General features: G+C 63.1%; 16 protein-coding genes. 11 read left to right on the forward strand and 5 right to left on the reverse strand.

Annotation, left to right across the window (positions count from 1 at the left end):
• The 5 genes from V7N12_RS10440 to miaA form a co-directional block, all read right to left on the reverse strand.
• The coding region (locus V7N12_RS10440; protein ID WP_333714472.1) for an ABC transporter permease at positions 1-1223 on the reverse strand (1223 nt) is incomplete at its 3' end.
• Positions 1224-1236: 13 nt separating this feature from the next.
• Positions 1237-2283: an ABC transporter permease gene (locus V7N12_RS10445; protein ID WP_333714473.1), complete on the reverse strand. Its 1047-nt coding sequence runs from the start codon at positions 2281-2283 to the stop codon at positions 1237-1239.
• Positions 2284-2405: 122 nt separating this feature from the next.
• On the reverse strand, positions 2406-4064 hold the full coding sequence (locus V7N12_RS10450; RefSeq protein WP_333714475.1) for an ABC transporter substrate-binding protein: 1659 nt from the start codon (positions 4062-4064) through the stop codon (positions 2406-2408).
• Positions 4065-4288: 224 nt separating this feature from the next.
• Entirely contained in the window at positions 4289-5116 is an 828-nt protein-coding gene (locus tag V7N12_RS10455; protein ID WP_333714476.1) for a helix-turn-helix domain-containing protein, read from the reverse strand.
• Between the two features lie 54 nt (positions 5117-5170).
• The gene (gene miaA, locus V7N12_RS10460) at positions 5171-6088 is read right to left on the reverse strand and encodes a tRNA (adenosine(37)-N6)-dimethylallyltransferase MiaA (protein WP_333714478.1); all 918 of its coding nucleotides are present in this window, start codon (positions 6086-6088) and stop codon (positions 5171-5173) included.
• A 111-nt stretch (positions 6089-6199) separates the two neighbouring features.
• Between miaA and pyrH the strand changes: the two genes are divergently transcribed.
• From pyrH to V7N12_RS10515, 11 genes are all read left to right on the forward strand, one after another.
• The gene (gene pyrH, locus V7N12_RS10465) at positions 6200-6925 is read left to right on the forward strand and encodes a UMP kinase (RefSeq protein ID WP_333714480.1); all 726 of its coding nucleotides are present in this window, start codon (positions 6200-6202) and stop codon (positions 6923-6925) included.
• A 105-nt stretch (positions 6926-7030) separates the two neighbouring features.
• On the forward strand, positions 7031-7594 hold the full coding sequence (gene frr / locus V7N12_RS10470) for a ribosome recycling factor (protein ID WP_333714482.1): 564 nt from the start codon (positions 7031-7033) through the stop codon (positions 7592-7594).
• A 27-nt stretch (positions 7595-7621) separates the two neighbouring features.
• Complete coding sequence (gene uppS, locus V7N12_RS10475) at positions 7622-8341, forward strand: polyprenyl diphosphate synthase (RefSeq protein WP_333714483.1); 720 nt, start codon at positions 7622-7624, stop codon at positions 8339-8341.
• Positions 8342-8343: 2 nt separating this feature from the next.
• Entirely contained in the window at positions 8344-9147 is an 804-nt protein-coding gene (locus V7N12_RS10480; RefSeq protein WP_333714485.1) for a phosphatidate cytidylyltransferase, read from the forward strand.
• Positions 9144-10313, forward strand: coding sequence for a 1-deoxy-D-xylulose-5-phosphate reductoisomerase (dxr, locus tag V7N12_RS10485; protein ID WP_333714486.1), 1170 nt, complete (start codon positions 9144-9146; stop codon positions 10311-10313). The genes V7N12_RS10480 and dxr overlap by 4 nt, the downstream gene beginning before the upstream one ends.
• Positions 10314-10317: 4 nt before the next feature.
• Positions 10318-11652 carry an RIP metalloprotease RseP gene (gene rseP / locus V7N12_RS10490; protein ID WP_333714487.1) on the forward strand — a complete coding sequence of 445 codons (1335 nt, stop codon included), beginning with the start codon at positions 10318-10320 and terminating at the stop codon, positions 11650-11652.
• Between the two features lie 92 nt (positions 11653-11744).
• Positions 11745-14051 (forward strand): outer membrane protein assembly factor BamA, encoded by a 2307-nt coding sequence (bamA, locus tag V7N12_RS10495; protein WP_333714488.1) that lies wholly within the window; start codon positions 11745-11747, stop codon positions 14049-14051.
• Complete coding sequence (locus V7N12_RS10500; RefSeq protein WP_333714489.1) at positions 14051-14572, forward strand: OmpH family outer membrane protein; 522 nt, start codon at positions 14051-14053, stop codon at positions 14570-14572. Before bamA ends, V7N12_RS10500 begins: the two co-directional genes overlap by 1 nt.
• Before the next feature lie 74 nt (positions 14573-14646).
• Positions 14647-15111, forward strand: a complete 465-nt coding sequence (gene fabZ / locus V7N12_RS10505) for a 3-hydroxyacyl-ACP dehydratase FabZ (RefSeq protein WP_333714490.1) — start codon at positions 14647-14649, stop codon at positions 15109-15111.
• Positions 15108-15890 carry an acyl-ACP--UDP-N-acetylglucosamine O-acyltransferase gene (lpxA, locus tag V7N12_RS10510; protein ID WP_333714492.1) on the forward strand — a complete coding sequence of 261 codons (783 nt, stop codon included), beginning with the start codon at positions 15108-15110 and terminating at the stop codon, positions 15888-15890. Before fabZ ends, lpxA begins: the two co-directional genes overlap by 4 nt.
• Positions 15890-16771, forward strand: coding sequence for an LpxI family protein (locus tag V7N12_RS10515; protein WP_333714493.1), 882 nt, complete (start codon positions 15890-15892; stop codon positions 16769-16771). The genes lpxA and V7N12_RS10515 overlap by 1 nt, the downstream gene beginning before the upstream one ends.
• The last annotated feature ends 28 nt before the right edge of the window (positions 16772-16799 follow it).

The following is a 16799-nucleotide window of genomic DNA, read 5'->3' on the forward strand; positions in this document are numbered from 1 at the left end:
CAGAAATCGACGATCAGCGGCCCGCGCGCATTGGGCAGGATCTCCCACAGCATGATATACCATGCGCCCTCGCCTCGGGTCTGGGCGGCGGCGACATAGTCGCGTGTCCGCAGATCCAAGGTCAGGCCGCGCACGATCCGGAAAACCGTGGGCGCATTGACGAAGACGACCGAGACGAAGACCACAAGGATCGAGATGTCGAAAAGGTCGAGCCAGGGCGGCAGGAAGTTGATGACGGTGCCCCGCTGGTTGATGACCGACAGGTAAAGCCATCCGAGCACGCCCAGGACCGGTATCATGATCATGTTGCGCTTTGCCGGTTGCGTATAAAAGCGCGAGTTCAGCAGCACGCCGAAGAAGATCAGCGGGAAGATGAACAGGAAGGCCGCCATATAGGACGGGATACCGGTTTGCACGATTTCCGGTGTGACCAGCAGGTAGAACAGCAGGATCACGGGAAAGGCGAGGATCAGGTTGGCAAGGAAGGACAGGACCGTGTCCAGTTTCCCGCCATAGTATCCCGCAGGCAGCCCCAGCGTAATTCCGACCATGAAGGCAAAGATCGTGGCCAGCGGTGCGATCGAGATCACGAAGACAGACCCTGCCACCATCCGGCTGAAGATATCGCGGGCAAGGTTGTCTCCGCCCAGCAGGTAATGCGGCACCGCCCCGGCGGTGCCCTCGGGCAGGGGCGTGCCGGGCACCTTGTTTTTCATGCCGGAGACCTGCGTCAGGTAATCATGGGTCGCGATCATGTCGAAAATGCCGACGAAAATCGCGGTGAAGACCCAGAACATCACCAGCCCGAACCCGATCATGCCGATGGTGCTGTCGAACAGCTTGCCGTAAAGGCCCAGCCGCCGCTTGTAGACGATCGAGGCGGTGAAAAGCACGATCAGCGCAATCCAGACCGGCAGGAACCGCTTGGACAGTTCTCCGACGATGCCGGCGGCGCCATAGGGCATCACCTGCGGCACGATGATATAGGCCACGAGGATCGCCAGAATCCCCACGAAGAGCCACTTGGTCGCGTTTTCCGCCAGCCCCAGGGGGCCGCCGCGTCGCAGCAGCGTGCCGTCGGCGTTGGATTGCAGCGTCAGGGGGGCCGCGAACAGTCCAAGGACAAGTTGCGCCACCAGTGCCACCGCGAAAAGCGCGACCAGCACCATCAGCACAGGGTTGAGGATTCCGCCCAAGGCGCCGGTCCAGGTAAGTACGTCCATTGTCCGATCCTCCTTACGAAATCCGGATGCGCGGGTTCAGGTAGACATAGCCGATGTCCGAGATGAGCTGCGTCAGCAGCACCACGAACACCGATATGACCGAGATCCCCAGCAGCATTTCGATATCGTTGTTGCCCGCCGCACGGACCAGCTCCCAGCCGAAGCCCTGATAGGTGAAAAGCGTCTCGACGATGACGACGCCGTTTAGAAGCCACGGGAATTGCAGCATGATGACGGTGAAAGGGGCGATCAGCGCATTGCGCAGCGCGTGACGCAGCACGATCTTGGGAAAGCTGACACCCTTCAGGCGCGCGGTGCGGATGTATTGGGCCGTCATCACCTCGGTCATGCTGGCCCGTGTCATGCGCGCGATATAGCCCATGCCGTAAAGCGCGATGGTGATCACCGGCAGAAAGAAGTTCTCGAATGTGGCGTTTTCGACCGCGCTGGCCGCCGAGCCCTTGAACCACTGCATCCCGAAGGTCGCGGTGGCGAAAACCGAGATGAAGATGACCCCCGAGACATATTCCGGTGTCGCGGTCGACAGGATCGAGACCGTCGACAGGCTGCGGTCGGTCCGCGACCCTTCGCGCATCCCCGCCAGAACGCCGATGATCAGCGCGCCCGGCACCATCACGACCATGACCCAGAACATCAGCTTGCCGGTATTGGCAAGCCGTGTCGGAAGCACATCGCTGACGTTTTCCTTGGCGACGGTCGAATAGCCCCAGTCGCCTTGCAGGATGCCGCAGAATGTCGGCGCGGTCTCGATCGGCTGACCGGGGACCTGGCATCTGGCGCGGACCTGACCGTCCGTCCCTTCGATGACATATCCGGGCAGGATGCCCAGCCACTGGCCGTATTTGACCGGCAAGGGCTGGCTGTAGCCGCGGTTTTCCAGCCATGTGACGACGGCCTCGTCCGACATGCGGGCGTTGCCTTGCGTCTTGGCAAGCTTTTCGAGGTTCGGTCCAAGGTTGGTCAGCCAGAAGACGATGAACGTCAGGCATAAAGCCGTCAGGAACATCACTCCCAATCGGCGCAGAATAAACAGTCCCATTAAGGCCCCTGTCGGTGAGCTATGTCAGGGCGTTGCCTGACGATCTTGGTATCGCGGCCCCGGTTTTCCGGTGGTCCGCCTTGATGTGGAAAGGGCCGCCCGTTGAGGCGGCCCGATCAGGCTTAGGCTGCGAGGCCAACCTTGTACATCTGCGGCAGATAGGCGATGTGCATATCCCAGCCGACAAAGCCCGGCTTGGCGTGCCGGTAGAGCGACCGCCAGTAAGGCTGGATGGTGACACCTTCGTCGGTCATGATCTGCTGCAACTCGGCCATCACCTCGCGTCGTGCGTCGGCGTCGGCAATCGCGTTCGCCTGCGCCAGAAGGGCGTCGAACTCGGCATTGGCAAAGCCGCTTTCGTTCCAGGCCTCGCCCGAGCGATAGGCCAGCCCGAGGATCTGGGTATCGAGCGGACGGTGGTTCCAGTCGGTCGACGAGAAAGGATACTTGGTCCAGTCGTTCCAGAAGGTCGAACCGGGGATGATGGTCCGCTTGACGTTGAAACCGGCGTCGCGCAGCTGGGCTGCCACGGCATCGGTGGTGTTCTTGCGCCAGTCGTCATCGATCGAGACGATGTCCATCTCGAAGTCGGCCATGCCGGCCTCGGTCAGCAGTTCCAGCGCGCGGGCGGGGTTGTATTCGATCCGCGGCACATCCGCCCAGGCGGGGTGCATCGGGCCGACGTGCTGGTTGCGCGCAACCTCGCCACGGTCGTTGTAGCCCAGCTCGAGCACGACGTTGTTGTCGATCGCCATGGCGATCGCCTGACGCACGCGCTTGTCGGCGTAGGGTGTCATGCCGTCGACTTCGGCCAGCTGGTTGGGACGAATGACGATGCTGGCGCCCGAAGCGATTTCCGTGCGCTCCCAGCCGATGCCTTCGATGATCTCGATGAATTCACCGGTGGTTTCATAGAACATGTCCACTTCGTCCGCAGCGGCCGCAGCCACCCAAGCGGATGGATCGGTGCCGTAGTCGATGTATTCGATGCGGTCGAGGAAGGCGCCCTTGCCCTCGGCATAGCCCCACCAGTCGTGCCCTTCGTTGCGCACCAGCGTGGCGCGCACGCCCACTTCGAGACCTTCCGGCAGGTAAGGGCCAGTCCCGACAGGGTTGCCCAGCATGTTTTCGGGATCGAAGTTCGCCGGGGTCACCGCTGCGGGATAGTCCGACATGCCGGCAATCAGCGAAATATCGGAGGCGGGCAGGTTCAGGCGGACGGTCAGGTCGTCGACGATCTCGATGCCGCCCTCGATCGCTGTGCCCGTCGCGTCGTCGATCAGCACGGCAAAGCGTCCGGCCATCGAGTTGCCTTCGACGTTGCGGTCACACCAGCCTTCGATGTTGCGCGCCACGTCAGCCGCGGTGAAGGGGGTGCCGTCGTTCCAGGTCACGCCCGGACGCACGTTGAGCGTATAGACGGTCGCATCGTCGTTGACATCCCAGCTTGACAGCAGCATGGGTGCGAAGGAGCCGTCGTTGTTGTATTCGATCAGATATTCAAGCCAGCCGTGCGCGAAATAGGCGATCTGCGGCCAGTCGAAGGTGCGCGGGTCTTTCAGCGCACGGACTTCCATCTGCATGCGGATCGTGCCGCCCTGCTGCGCATGACCGCCAGCCTGAGCGGGCTGCGCGGCGCCGATCAGCCCATAGGCCGTCGCTGCCGTCACACCCAGAGCGGTCGTGCGCGCAAGAAATTCGCGGCGGCTGAGCTTGCCCGCCTTTTCTTCCTCGGCGTACATCAGCGCTGCTGGATGAATGCGTGTGGTTTCGTGCGTCATTCGTTTCTCCCTGTGACACATTTTTATTTTGCCGAACAAGAAGACCTGCTTGCGTCGCCGCTTGCACAAATCCCAGTTCGCCCGGGACCATCCTTACGCTTTTTGAACAGAGGTCAACAAATGCTTTTGTCAAACATTTGTCATTTGCGACGCCATGCCGCGACAAAAGCGACATATCGTGCCGCTGACGGCGATCGCGGCCACGCAAGGATCCGGGGGCCCGGTCAGACGATCTTCTGCGGGTTCCGGGCCATTTCGAATTCACGGAATGCGCTGGGGGATTTGCCCGAGAGTTCCTGAAACCGCCGTGTAAAGTAGGCGGCCGTCTGAAAACCGAGGTCCGATGCGATCTCGTGGATCGGCCGCCGCGTGTCGCTGAGCAGGACACAGGCCTCGTAGTGCACGCGTTCGTTCAACAGCTCTAGCGCGGTGCGCCCGCAGGTCTTCTGGCAGCATCGCGTCAGGTGCGCCGTGGTCACCCCGAGCGCTGCGGCATAATCCGCCACATTGCGATCCGAGCCGAAGTCCCGCGCGATCATCGCGGTATAGCGTTCGGCCAGCTGGGCGGCTGCCGAACTGCGGCGTTCGTCCTGTTGGGCAGAATTGTGCCCCTTCTGCTGGCGCTCGAAGAAGACCGACAGCAGGCCGAAATGGCAGACGGCCGCGCGCCGGTCACCGGTCGGTTTCAGCTCGCGCTCGATGGCTTCGAAATGGCTGATCGCCTCTTTTTGCGGTTCGACGCCCAGAAGGCGCAGGTGGACGGGTTTTTCGGGCCAACCGTCCTGCGGGCTGAACGACAGGACCTGCCCGAAGACCGTTGGCCCGACCTCCAGCCCGTACATCGTCTGTGGCGGGATATAGATCAGGTTGTTCGGGCCGTAACCGTTGGTCAGCCCGGCCACCGTGATCCGCCCTTGACCCTTGGTTGTCAAGATCAGGCGGGAGGTCGCGTGGCTGCGCATCGCCTCGGTCCGCCAGCGGCTGCCGGGACCGGCGTGGTTGAGATGGGCCAGCGACAATGTCGCGGGCACGGGGATGGTATCGCTTGTCATCGACTGGCCTCGGTCATGTCTTTTTAACCGAATGTGGCAGGACAGGCGCGAGAATCAATCCGGTTGACGGCCTGCGAATCGCATTGTTGCAGATAAGTCGGGCCGATCGGCGGGAATATGCCACCACGCCCCGTGACGGGCGCGGAACCAGGTGCGCTGACGTTTGGCATATTGGCGCGAGGCGATGATGGCGGCCTCGCGGGCCGCCGCCAGAGACAGCTCGCCGCGCAGATGTGCAATCAGTTCCGGCGCGCCGATGGCCTTGGACGACAGATGCGCCGGGTCCCAATCGGGCAGCATCGCCCGCGCCTCGTCCAGCGCGCCTTGCGCCAGCATCTGATCGAACCGTCTTTCGATCCGCCCGGTCAGCCAGTCCTTGGGCGCATCAAGCGTGATCGCGACCGCCTGCGAGAGCGGCAAAAGCGGGGGCGGAGTCGCATCCTGCCAATCGGCAAGGCCGCGGCCGGTTGCCTGCTGGACCTCCCATGCCCGTTGCACCCTTGCGCGGTTCCGCGTGTCGATCCGCGCGGCGGTCGCGTCGTCGATCCCGGCCAGCAGCGTGGCGAGGTCGCGGGCATTTCCCGCAGCGCGGATGGCATCGGGCGTCGGCGGTATCTCGGCCAGACCGCTTGTCAGCGCGGCGAAGTTCAGCCCCGTCCCGCCGACGATGATCGGGCGCGCCGCGCCTTGCAGAAGGGGCGCCACATCGCGCAACCAGTGGCCGGTCGAATAGGGCGCATGGAAGGGCACATGCCCGTAAAGCGCATGGGGCACCCGCGCCAGATCGGCATCATCGGGCCTTGCGGTCAGGAGGCGCCAGCCATCGAAGACCTGCAGCGCATCGGCATTGACGATGACCCCACCCTGCCGCGTGGCGATCTCCAGCGCGAGGGCGGATTTGCCGCTGGCGGTCGGCCCCGCGATCAGGACGGGCGTCTGCGGTGTGATCGTCGGCGGGGTATCGTTGCGCATCGCTGCCCGTTAGCAGAAATGCGACGCCCCGCAAAGCGACGACTCACGTTGAACATGGGTGGAAAATCGGACAGTTTAGCGCCGATTGCGGACATGAAGCGGGGGCTGACCATGAGCGAGACAGAGAAAGCGGCATACAAGCGGGTGATGCTCAAGATCTCGGGGGAGGCGCTGATGGGGGATACCGCGTTCGGGCTGCATCCGCCGACCGTCCAGCGCGTCGCGCGCGAGGTGAAGTCGGTGCATGACCTTGGCGTCGAGATCTGCATGGTGATCGGCGGCGGCAATATCTTCCGGGGTCTGCAAGGCTCTGCTCAGGGGATGGAACGGACCACAGCGGACTACATGGGGATGCTGGCCACGGTGATGAACGCGCTGGCGATGCAGTCGGCGCTGGAGGAACTGGGCATCCATACCCGCGTGATCACCGCGATCACGATGAACGAGGTGGCCGAGCCCTACATCCGCCGCCGCGCGGTCCGCCATCTGGAGAAAAAGCGCGTCTGCATCTTTGCGGCGGGCACCGGCAATCCCTATTTCACCACCGACACCGCCGCGACCTTGCGCGCCAACGAGATGAACTGCGAGGCGATCTTCAAGGGCACCAAGGTCGATGGTGTCTATGACAAGGATCCCGCCAAACACACCGACGCCAAGCGCTATGATCAGGTCACCTACGACGAAGTGCTGCAAAAGCATCTGGGCGTGATGGACGCAAGCGCCATCGCGCTGGCCCGCGACAACAACCTGCCGATCATCGTCTTCTCGCTGGACGAGCCGGGCGGCTTCAAGGGCATTCTGGCGGGCGAGGGCACCTATACCATTGTCAAGGACTGACCCGCGCCGCCTGCGCTGCTGCGGCTTGCAACGCTATACAAGTGCGCCGCTTTCGCCTAAAGCTGACAAAACGGTGCGGAATGCGCCCAAAGAAGAGCAGAAAAGATGTCTGACGAATTTGAACTCGATACCGATGATCTGGCCCGCCGCATGAAGGGGGCCATCGCCAATCTGCGGACGGAACTTGCCTCGTTGCGGACCGGACGCGCCTCGGGCTCGATGCTGGAACCCGTGATGGTCGAGGCTTATGGCCAGATGACCCCGATCAATCAGGTCGGCACGGTGAACGTGCCAGAGCCGCGCATGGTGACGATCAACGTCTGGGACAAGGCGCTGGTCGGGAAGGTCGAAAAAGCCATTCGTGAAAGCGGTTTGGGGATCAATCCTCAACTCAACGGCACGATCATCATGCTGCCGATCCCCGAACTCAACGAAGAGCGTCGCCGCGAGCTGACCAAGGTCGCGGGCCAATATGCCGAAAGCGCGCGCGTGGCGATCCGCAACCTGCGCCGCGACGGGATGGACCAGATCAAGAAGGCCAAGGCGGATGGCATGTCCGAGGACGACCAGAAGTTCTGGGAAACGGCCGTGCAGGACATCACGGACGAGCATATCAAGCTGATCGACGAGACGCTCGAGACCAAACAGGCGGAAATCATGCAGGTCTGACCTGCGGTTGCGACGAAAGGGGCGATCATGCCCGAAGATCTTGCCGGCTTGCCGACCCATGTCGCCATCATCATGGACGGCAACGGCCGTTGGGCCCAGCAGCGCGGGCGTCCGCGTCTGTTCGGCCATCACGCGGGCGCGCGGCGGGTGCGCGAGATCCTCAAATCCTGTCCCGATCTGGGTGTGAAGTATCTGACGCTCTTTGCCTTCTCGACCGAGAACTGGAAGCGGACGCAGGCCGAGGTGGCGGGGCTGATGGGCCTTTTCCGCAAATATCTGGAACGCGAGGCGGACGAGCTTTTCCGCAGCGGCGTCTGCGTGCGGTTCATCGGCGACCGTATCAGGCTGGACCCCAAGCTGGTCACGCTGATGGACGATCTGGAACTGCGGACGGCGGGCAACAATCTCGTGCATCTGACGGTCGCGCTGAACTACGGCGGGCGGGACGAGGTGACGCGCGCGGCCAAACGGCTGGCCTTCGAGATCGAACAGGGGCGTCTGACGCACAAGGATGTGGACGCCGAAACGCTGGCCAAGTTCCTTGACACCCGTGTCCTGCCTGACCCCGATCTGGTGATCCGCACCAGCGGCGAGGCGCGGATCTCGAACTTCCTGCTGTGGCAGTCGGCCTATGCGGAATATGAATTCATCGATACGCTTTGGCCGGACTTCACGGCCGAGGAATTCGCGCGGGTTCTGAGTGAATTCGCCAAGCGTGACCGCAGATTCGGCGCAATACGGGCCTGACCATGACGACCCAACCTCCATCCCCCGGTCAATGGGATGATCTGACGACCCGTCTGATCTCGAGCAGTTTCATGGTCGTGATCGGTGCTGCGGGCGTGATCCTTGGCGGGGTCTGGTTCCAGATGCTGGTGGTTTTCGTCACCGCCGTCATGGTCTGGGAATTGTGGATGATGATCCGGCCGAAAGAGCCGACCAAGGGCATGTTGCTGGCGGCGCTTGTCGCCTCGATCATGTCGGGGCAGATGGCCGGGGATATGCTTTGGGGGATGGTCCTGTTCCTGATCGTGCCGGTCATCGGCGTGACGCAGATCAAGACCGAGCGGAAGACCTTCTTCATCTTCGCGCTTGGCATCCAGCTTGCGGGCTGGGGGCTTGTCCATTTCCGCGAGGACTTCGGATTTACATGGCTCTTGTGGTTGATGTCGGTCGTGATCGTCACGGACATCTTCGGATATTTCGCAGGCAAGGCGATCGGCGGGCCGAAGTTCTGGCCACGGATCAGCCCCAAAAAGACATGGAGCGGCACAGCGGCTGGCTGGATCGGGGCGGGGATCGTCGGCTTTGTGTTCATGCTATTGTCCGATGCCGGTAGCTGGATCATCCCGATTTCCATGGTCCTGAGTTTTGCAGGCCAGATGGGCGATATCGCGGAAAGTGCGCTGAAGCGCCGGATGGGAGTCAAGGACAGTTCCGACCTGATCCCGGGGCATGGCGGGCTGTTCGACCGTTTCGATGCGCTGCTGGGGGCGTCGCTCTTCCTGATTCTGGTCGCGGATGTTTTCGACGTGCCGGGGGTCGTCTTTTGAGGCGGATCAGCGTTTTCGGGGCGACGGGGTCGGTCGGGCAGAACGCCCTTGATCTGGTGGCGCGGGATCCTGCCAGCTATGACGTTGTGGCCCTGACCGGCGGGCGCAATGTGGCGCGACTGGCGCAGGATGCGCGGGCGCTGAAGGCCGATCTTGCGGTGACCTGCTATCCGGAATGCTACAATGAACTGAAGGCCTTGCTGGCCGGAACGGATGTCGAGGTCGCCGCAGGCCCCGATGCCATCGCCGCGGCGGCCGCGCGTCCTGTGGACTGGGCGCTGTCGGCGATTGTCGGTGCCGCAGGTCTGGTGCCGGGCCTGGAGGCGCTGGCGCATGGCACGACCCTTGCGCTGGCCAACAAGGAATCGCTGGTGACCGCAGGCCCGCTGCTGATGGCGCGCGCCAAGGCGCATGGGGCGACGGTGCTGCCGGTGGACAGCGAACACTCGGCCGTGTTTCAGGCCCTTGTGGGCGAGCATATGGCGGCGGTCGAGCGGGTGATCATCACCGCAAGCGGCGGCGCCTTCCGCGACTGGCCGATCGAAAAGCTGGCGACGGCGACCCTGGCCGAGGCATCCAGCCATCCGAACTGGGATATGGGCCAGCGGATCACCATCGACAGCGCCTCCATGTTCAACAAGGCGATGGAACTGATTGAAACCAAAGAGTTTTTCGGCGTTACCTCCGAGATGATCGAGGTGCTGGTCCATCGCGAAAGCCTGATCCATGCGATGGTCGGTTTCAATGACGGTGCGCTGATGGCGCATGTCGGCCCGCCCGATATGCGCCACGCCATCGGCTATGCGCTGCACTGGCCCGAAAGGCGGGCGCTGCCGGTCGAAAGGCTGAACCTTGGCAAGATCGGCAAGCTGACCTTCGAGACACCGGACGAGGCGCGCTATCCCGCCTTGCGCATCGCCAAAGAGGTGATGCAGGCGGGCGGGCTGGCGGGGGCAGTCTTCAATGCCGCCAAGGAACGCGCGCTGGACGGTTTCATCGCGGGCGAGATCGGTTTTCTGGACATGTCGGCGGTGGTTTCCGCGACGCTCGACAAAATGTCATCGGGTCACGGGCTGCAATCGCAGAGGATGACGCTAGATACTGTGCTGGAAACGGACAGGCTGGCCCGCACCTATGCGGGCGAGGCGATCAGCAGGCTGGGATAGTAGAGTGGATCTGACGCAATTCGTGCCGCTTTTCGGCAATTTCGCATTCATGATTGCAGCCTTCGTGGTCGCGCTCTCGGTGATCGTCGCGATCCACGAGTATGGGCATTATATCGTCGGGCGCTGGTGCGGCATCCATGCCGAGGTCTTTTCGCTGGGGTTCGGGCCCATCATCTTCAGCCGCACCGACAAACGGGGCACGCAATGGCAAATCGCGGCGCTGCCCCTTGGTGGCTTTGTGCGTTTCATGGGTGATGCCAATGCCGCGAGCGTGGGCAGCGACGGGTCGGTGCCCGACAGCGATGCGCGCCGCACCATGGCCGGTGCGCCGCTTTGGGCGCGGACTTTGACGGTCGCAGCGGGGCCTGTCTTCAATTTCATCCTCGCCATCGCGATCTTTACCGGGTCGATCATGTATCAGGGGCGCGCGGTCGATCCGCTGACCTTCGACCGCCTGCACATGCTGCCGCCGGGTGTGGAATCAGACTTGCGCTCGGGCGATGTGATGATCGCTGTCGAAGGGCAAAGATTTGCTGTCGAGGAAGGGGAAACGCGGCTGGTCGACCGCGTCCCCCTGCAAGAGGTGCTGACCTATACCATCGAACGCGACGGCCGCGTGATGGATGTCTCGGGCCCCTATTATTTCCCGCCCGCCGTGCGCAGCGTCAGCCCGCGTTCGGCGGCCGATGACGCGAACATCAAGATCGACGACGTGGTCACCGCGATCGACGGAGAGCCGATCTTCGCCTTCTCGCAGGTGCAGGATATCGTGCTGGCCGCCGACGGGGCCGAGATGGTCTTTACCATCTGGCGCGACGGCGAGACGCTGGAAAAGACCATCGCCCCCCGCCGGGTCGACCTGCCGCTACCCGAAGGCGGCTTCGAGACGCGCTGGCTGATCGGCATCACAGGCACCATCTTTTTTGAGGCCAAGACCGAAGCCATCGGTGTCTTCGAGGCGCTGTCCTTGGGGGCAGAGGGGCTTTGGACCACGCTGACGACGTCGCTGTCGGCCTTGCAGCATATCATCATCGGCCAGATCTCGACCTGCAACCTGTCGGGCCCCGTGGGCATCGCCGAGACCAGCGGATCCATGGCCGAGCAGGGCGCGCAAAGCTTTATCTGGTTCATCGGCGCGCTGTCCGCTGCGGTGGGGTTGATCAACCTTTTCCCGATCCCCGTGCTCGATGGGGGGCATCTGGTGTTTTATGCCTACGAGGCGGTCGCCCGCCGCAAACCCAGCGATCGCGCGGTGCAGGTTTTCATGTTCGTGGGCCTTGCGCTGATCCTGACCATGATGATGTTCACCATCCTGAACGATACGATTCTCTGCCCCTGAAAACCGGGGCAGCGTGGCGGTTCCCGTTTTGACATCCTCCGGCTTTGCCGATACTCCAATGGCAATATGGATCTTTGCTTAGGGCGGTGGGAATGAAGGTATCGGGGGGGCGCGTTCTGGCGCGTGGCTACGCAGGCATCAGGTCGGTGCTGCTTGCAGGTGTCGTTGTCGGGCTGAGCGCTGTTTCTGCCGCCGCGCAGACCTTTTCTTTCAGCAGTTTCGCGATCGAAGGCAACCAGCGCGTCGCCGATGCGACCATCCTCAGCTTTGCCGGGCTGACGCCGGGCGGTGCGCTCGATACCGCCGGTCTGAACGATGCGGGGCAAGTCATTCGCGAGACGGGCCTTTTCGAAAGCGTCGAACTGATCCCGCGCGGCAATCAGCTTGTGATCCGCGTGGTCGAGTATCCGACGATCAACCGCATCAACATCGAAGGCAACAACCGCCTGAACGATGCGGCCCTCTTGCCGTTGATCCAGTCGGCACCGCGCCGCGTCTTCACGCCCGCGCAGGCCGAGGCCGATACCGCAGCCATCGCCGAGGCCTACGCCCGTCAGGGCCGCATCAATGCCACCGTCACGCCGCGGATCATTCCGCGCAGCGAAAACCGTGTCGATCTGGTCTTCGAAGTGATCGAGTCCGGTGTGACCGAGGTGGGCCGGATCAGCTTTGTCGGCAACCGGACGTTTTCCGAAAGCCGTCTGCGCCGTGTGCTTGAAACGAAGGAAGCGGGGATTTTCCGTGCCATCGTGGGCCGCGACACCTTCTCGCCCGAGCGGGTGGCGCAGGACCGTCAGGTGCTGACGGATTTCTACCGGTCGCGCGGTTTCGTGGATTTCGTGATCCAGAATATCGACGTGACCCTGACGCGCGAGCGTGACGCCTATCTTGTCACCTTCAACGTTCAGGAAGGCCAGCGGTTCAGCATTGGGACCGTCTCGGTCGCAAGCGAGATCAACGGCGTTTCCGCTGCCGACTTCGAGGGTGTCGCGCGGACCCGCCCGGGCGCCACCTATTCGCCGGTGCCCATCGACAATGATGTCGAGCGGTTGGAGAGGCTTGCCGTCGAACGCGGCCTGCGTTTCGTGCGGGTCGAGCCGCGCATCACCCGTAATCCGCGCGAACTGACACTGGATGTGCAATATGTGCTGACGAATGCGCCACGGATTTTTGTCGAGCGTATCGACATCGAAGGCAACAGCACGACTTTGGACCGCGTCATCCGAAGCCAGATCCAGACGGTCGAGGGCGACCCGCTGAACCCCCGTGAGATTGACGAAAGCGCCCGCCGCATCCGTGCGCTTGGTTTTTTCCAGAACGTGGCCGTCAATACGCGCCCGGGCTCGTCCGAAAGCCAGCGGATCATCGACGTGGATGTTGTCGAGGGACCGACTGGAACGCTGACCTTCGGGGCGAACTTCAACAGCGATACCGGCGCCAGCCTGATCGCATCTTACCGGCAGTCCAACTTTCAGGGACGCGGGCAACGGCTAAGCTTCGATCTGTCCACTGCCGAAACGAACCGCCGCTTCTTCTTCAGCTTCACAGAACCGCAGTTGCTGGGACGCGACCTGCGCGGGTCCTTCGACGTCAGTTACGCGACGACCGACAACGAGAACGCGCTTTATGACACCGAGACATTCCGCATCTCGCCGCAACTCAGCTTCCCCCTGACCGAAACCGCGCGGCTTTCGGTCTATTATGCGCTTGGCTACAACGATCTGTCGGATGTCTCGATCGATGCCAGCCAGGTCATTCAGGACGAGGCGACGCTGGGTGGGCTCTGGACCAATTCGCTGGGGTATACGCTGAGCTGGGACAGCCGGCGCAGCGGTCTGGATCCGAACACGGGGTTCGTGCTGCGCTTTGGTCAGGAATTCGGGGTCGGCGACAGCCAGTTCGTCAAGACGACCGCCCTGGCGGGTGCCGAGACGCGGATTTTCAACGAAGAGGTGACCCTGCGCGCGACGCTGGAAGGCGGGCTTTTGTCCTATAGCGAGGGCAGCAGCCGCGTGACCGACCGTTTCTTTCTGGGCAGCCGCCTGATGCGCGGGTTCGAGCCGGGCGGGATCGGTCCCCGCGATCAGCTGACGGACGACGCCCTGGGCGGCAACGCCTTCTCGGTCCTGCGGCTCGAGACGGAATTCCCGCTGGGACTGCCCAGTGAATACAACATCACGGGCGGTGCCTTCGTCGACTTCGGCTCGGTCTGGGATGTGGGTGAAATCGGCGGTGCAACGGTGGATTACAACGATTTCACGCTGCGCTCGATTGCCGGTCTGTCGCTGTTCTGGACAACGCCGATCGGGCCCTTGCGGTTCAACTTTACCGAACCGCTCGACGTGCAGCCCACCGACAAGACGCGCAGCTTCGAAGTCACCATTTCGACGAGCTTCTGATGCGTGTCTTTTGGGCGGGACTGCTGTGGCTGATGCTGGTTGTGCCAGCGTCCGCGCAAGAGTTCCGTCCACAGGTGCTGATCATCGACAGTGACCGGCTTTATCTCGAAAGCGACTATGGTCGCCGGGTGGCCGCCGATCTGGCCGCCCAAGCAGAAGAGATTCAGGCCGAAAACGACCGCATCGTGGAATCCCTGACGCTGGAAGAACGCAGCCTGACGCTGCGGCGGCCGCAAATGACGCCCGAGGCCTTCCGCGCCGAATCCGAAGCCTTCGACGAGAAGGTCCAAGAGGTGCGCCGCGTGCGCGATGCCAAGAACCTCGAATTTCAGGTCGCCAATGCCGAAGCGCGGGCCGACTTCGAAGAACGCGTGCAGGGCATCCTTGCCAATATCATGCTGGAACGCGGTGCCGTGCTGGTGATGGAACAGCGCAGCGTCCTGTTGTCGATCCGTGCGGCCAATATCACCGAGGCGGCGATTGCCCGCGTGAATGCCGAATTGGGCGATGGCACCGAATAGGGTGCGGCTTGTCGGTCCGGCATGGCCTTGCTAGTGATACTCAAACGCATAAGACGCCAAGAACAGGGACATCCATGACCGACGCCGTCACCTCTGCCGATATCCAGCTGATCCAAGCCATTCTGCCGCATCGCTATCCGTTCTTGCTGGTCGACAAGGTGCATAGCATCGACGGGGTGAAATCCGCCGTCGGCATCAAGAACGTCACCATGAACGAGCCGCATTTTCAGGGCCATTTCCCCGGCAACCCGATCATGCCCGGCGTCACCATCGTCGAGGCGATGGCCCAGACGACCGCCGTGATGGTCGGGGCCTCGCTGGGGCTGACCGAGGGCAATCTGCTGGTCTATTTCATGGCGATCAACGGCTGCAAGTTCCGCCGCAAGGTGGTGCCGGGCGATGTGCTGGAACTGCATGTCGAGACCCTGCGCGGCAAGCCGGGCGGCAAGGTCTGGCGCTTCAAGGGCACGGCGATGGTGGACGGCGAACTGGCCGCCGAGGCCGAGTTCACCGCGATGATGGACAAGCAGACCGCATGAGCGACATCCATCCCTCTGCCGTGATCGCCGAAGGGGCGGTGCTTGGCGACGGATGCCGCGTCGGGCCTTTCTGTGTGCTGGGCCCTCAGGTGGTTCTGGGCGCGCGGGTGGTGCTGAAAAGCCATGTGGTCGTACAGGGCGACACCCATATCGGTGACGATACGATGGTCTTTCCCTTCGCCGTTCTGGGGGAAATCCCGCAGGACCTGAAATACGACGGCGAGGCTGCCCGCCTGCGGATCGGCCGTCGCAATCGCATCCGTGAACATGTGACGATGAATATCGGCACCCAAGGCGGCGGCGGGGTCACGCGGGTCGGGGATGATGGTCTCTTCATGGCGGGCTGCCATATCGCCCATGACGCGCAGATCGGGGATCGGGTGATCGTGGTCAATTCCTCGGCTGTGGCGGGCCATTGCGTGATCGAGGACGACGTGATCATCGGCGGTCTGTCGGGTGTGCATCAATGGGTGCGGATCGGGCGCGGTGCGATCATCGGGGCCGTGACCATGGTGACCAAGGATGTGGTGCCGCACGGGTTGGTGCAGGGGCCGCGCGGGGCGCTGGACGGGCTGAACCTTGTGGGCCTCAAACGCAAGGGTGTCGCGCGCGAGGATATCACCGCGATGCGGGCGGCGTTCCAGATGCTGAAGGATGGCGAGGGCACGTTCAATGACCGCGCCCAGCGTCTGGCGGAAGAAAGCAACAGCCCTTACGTGCAGGAAATGGTGGCCTTCATCCTTGGCGAGACCGACCGCAACTTCCTGACGCCCGGCTGATGCTGGCGCTGATCGCAGGCACAGGGGCGCTGCCGCCGGAACTGCTGGCGCGTCTGCCCGAAAGGCCGCTGGTCTGCGCGATGGCGGGGTTTCGGCCCGCGGTGACGCCGGATGTCACCTTCCGGATCGAGCACTTGGGGGGTTTTCTGGCCGATCTGCAAGCGCGCGGTGTGACCGAAGTATGCCTCGCCGGTGCCGTGCGGCGTCCGAAGATCGATCCGGCGGCGATTGATGCGGCGACCCTGCCGCTGGTGCCGCGGATCAAGGCGGCAATCGCGCAGGGTGACGATGGTGCCCTGCGGACCATCATCGCGATTTTCGAGGAATGCGGGCTGAAGATACGCGCCGCACATGAGATCGCGCCGGACCTCTTGCCCGAGGCTGGCGTGCTGACGGGTGGGGTCGTGACCATCGATCACAAGAAGGACGCCGTTCTGGGCGAGCAGACCATCGCCGCCATGGGGGCTGCGGACCTTGGGCAGGCCTGTCTGGTGCGGGGTGGCCGCGTGCTGGCCCGTGAGGGGCAGGATGGCACGGATGCGATGTTCGCCCGCTTCGCCCCGGCGGATGATCCGTTTTGGGGGGCGGTGGACATGCTGGGCGATGTGCTGGGGTCGGCCTCGGAATGGCTGAGCGGGGCGGGGGGTGAACCTAGCGACCTACGCGGCGCCATCCTGTTCAAGGCGCCCAAGCCCGATCAGGACTGGCGCGCCGATCTGCCGGTCATCGGGCCGCAGACGGCGGAACATGCCGTGCGGGCGCGGCTGGCGGGGATCGTGATCGAGGCTGGCGGCGTGATGGTCTTGGACCGCGCGCGGGTGACCGCGACACTGGAAGATGCGGGGCTGTTCCTTTGGGTGCGGCCCAAGGGGGGCGCATGAGGGTCTTCGTGATCGCGGGCGAGGCCTC

The organism is Yoonia sp. (assembly GCF_036770585.1).
Classification (GTDB): domain Bacteria; phylum Pseudomonadota; class Alphaproteobacteria; order Rhodobacterales; family Rhodobacteraceae; genus Yoonia.

Bases quoted from the DNA above. Each gene is read 5' to 3' on its own strand.
- V7N12_RS10445 (WP_333714473.1), bottom strand. From the start codon at position 2,283: ATGGGACTGTTTATTCTGCGCCGATTGGGAGTGATGTTCCTGACGGCT.
- V7N12_RS10450 (WP_333714475.1), bottom strand. From the start codon at position 4,064: ATGACGCACGAAACCACACGCATTCATCCAGCAGCGCTGATGTACGCC.
- V7N12_RS10455 (WP_333714476.1), bottom strand. From the start codon at position 5,116: ATGACAAGCGATACCATCCCCGTGCCCGCGACATTGTCGCTGGCCCAT.
- miaA (WP_333714478.1), bottom strand. From the start codon at position 6,088: ATGCGCAACGATACCCCGCCGACGATCACACCGCAGACGCCCGTCCTG.
- pyrH (WP_333714480.1), top strand. From the start codon at position 6,200: ATGAGCGAGACAGAGAAAGCGGCATACAAGCGGGTGATGCTCAAGATC.
- frr (WP_333714482.1), top strand. From the start codon at position 7,031: ATGTCTGACGAATTTGAACTCGATACCGATGATCTGGCCCGCCGCATG.
- uppS (WP_333714483.1), top strand. From the start codon at position 7,622: ATGCCCGAAGATCTTGCCGGCTTGCCGACCCATGTCGCCATCATCATG.
- V7N12_RS10480 (WP_333714485.1), top strand. From the start codon at position 8,344: ATGACGACCCAACCTCCATCCCCCGGTCAATGGGATGATCTGACGACC.
- bamA (WP_333714488.1), top strand. From the start codon at position 11,745: ATGAAGGTATCGGGGGGGCGCGTTCTGGCGCGTGGCTACGCAGGCATC.
- V7N12_RS10500 (WP_333714489.1), top strand. From the start codon at position 14,051: ATGCGTGTCTTTTGGGCGGGACTGCTGTGGCTGATGCTGGTTGTGCCA.
- fabZ (WP_333714490.1), top strand. From the start codon at position 14,647: ATGACCGACGCCGTCACCTCTGCCGATATCCAGCTGATCCAAGCCATT.
- lpxA (WP_333714492.1), top strand. From the start codon at position 15,108: ATGAGCGACATCCATCCCTCTGCCGTGATCGCCGAAGGGGCGGTGCTT.
- V7N12_RS10515 (WP_333714493.1), top strand. From the start codon at position 15,890: ATGCTGGCGCTGATCGCAGGCACAGGGGCGCTGCCGCCGGAACTGCTG.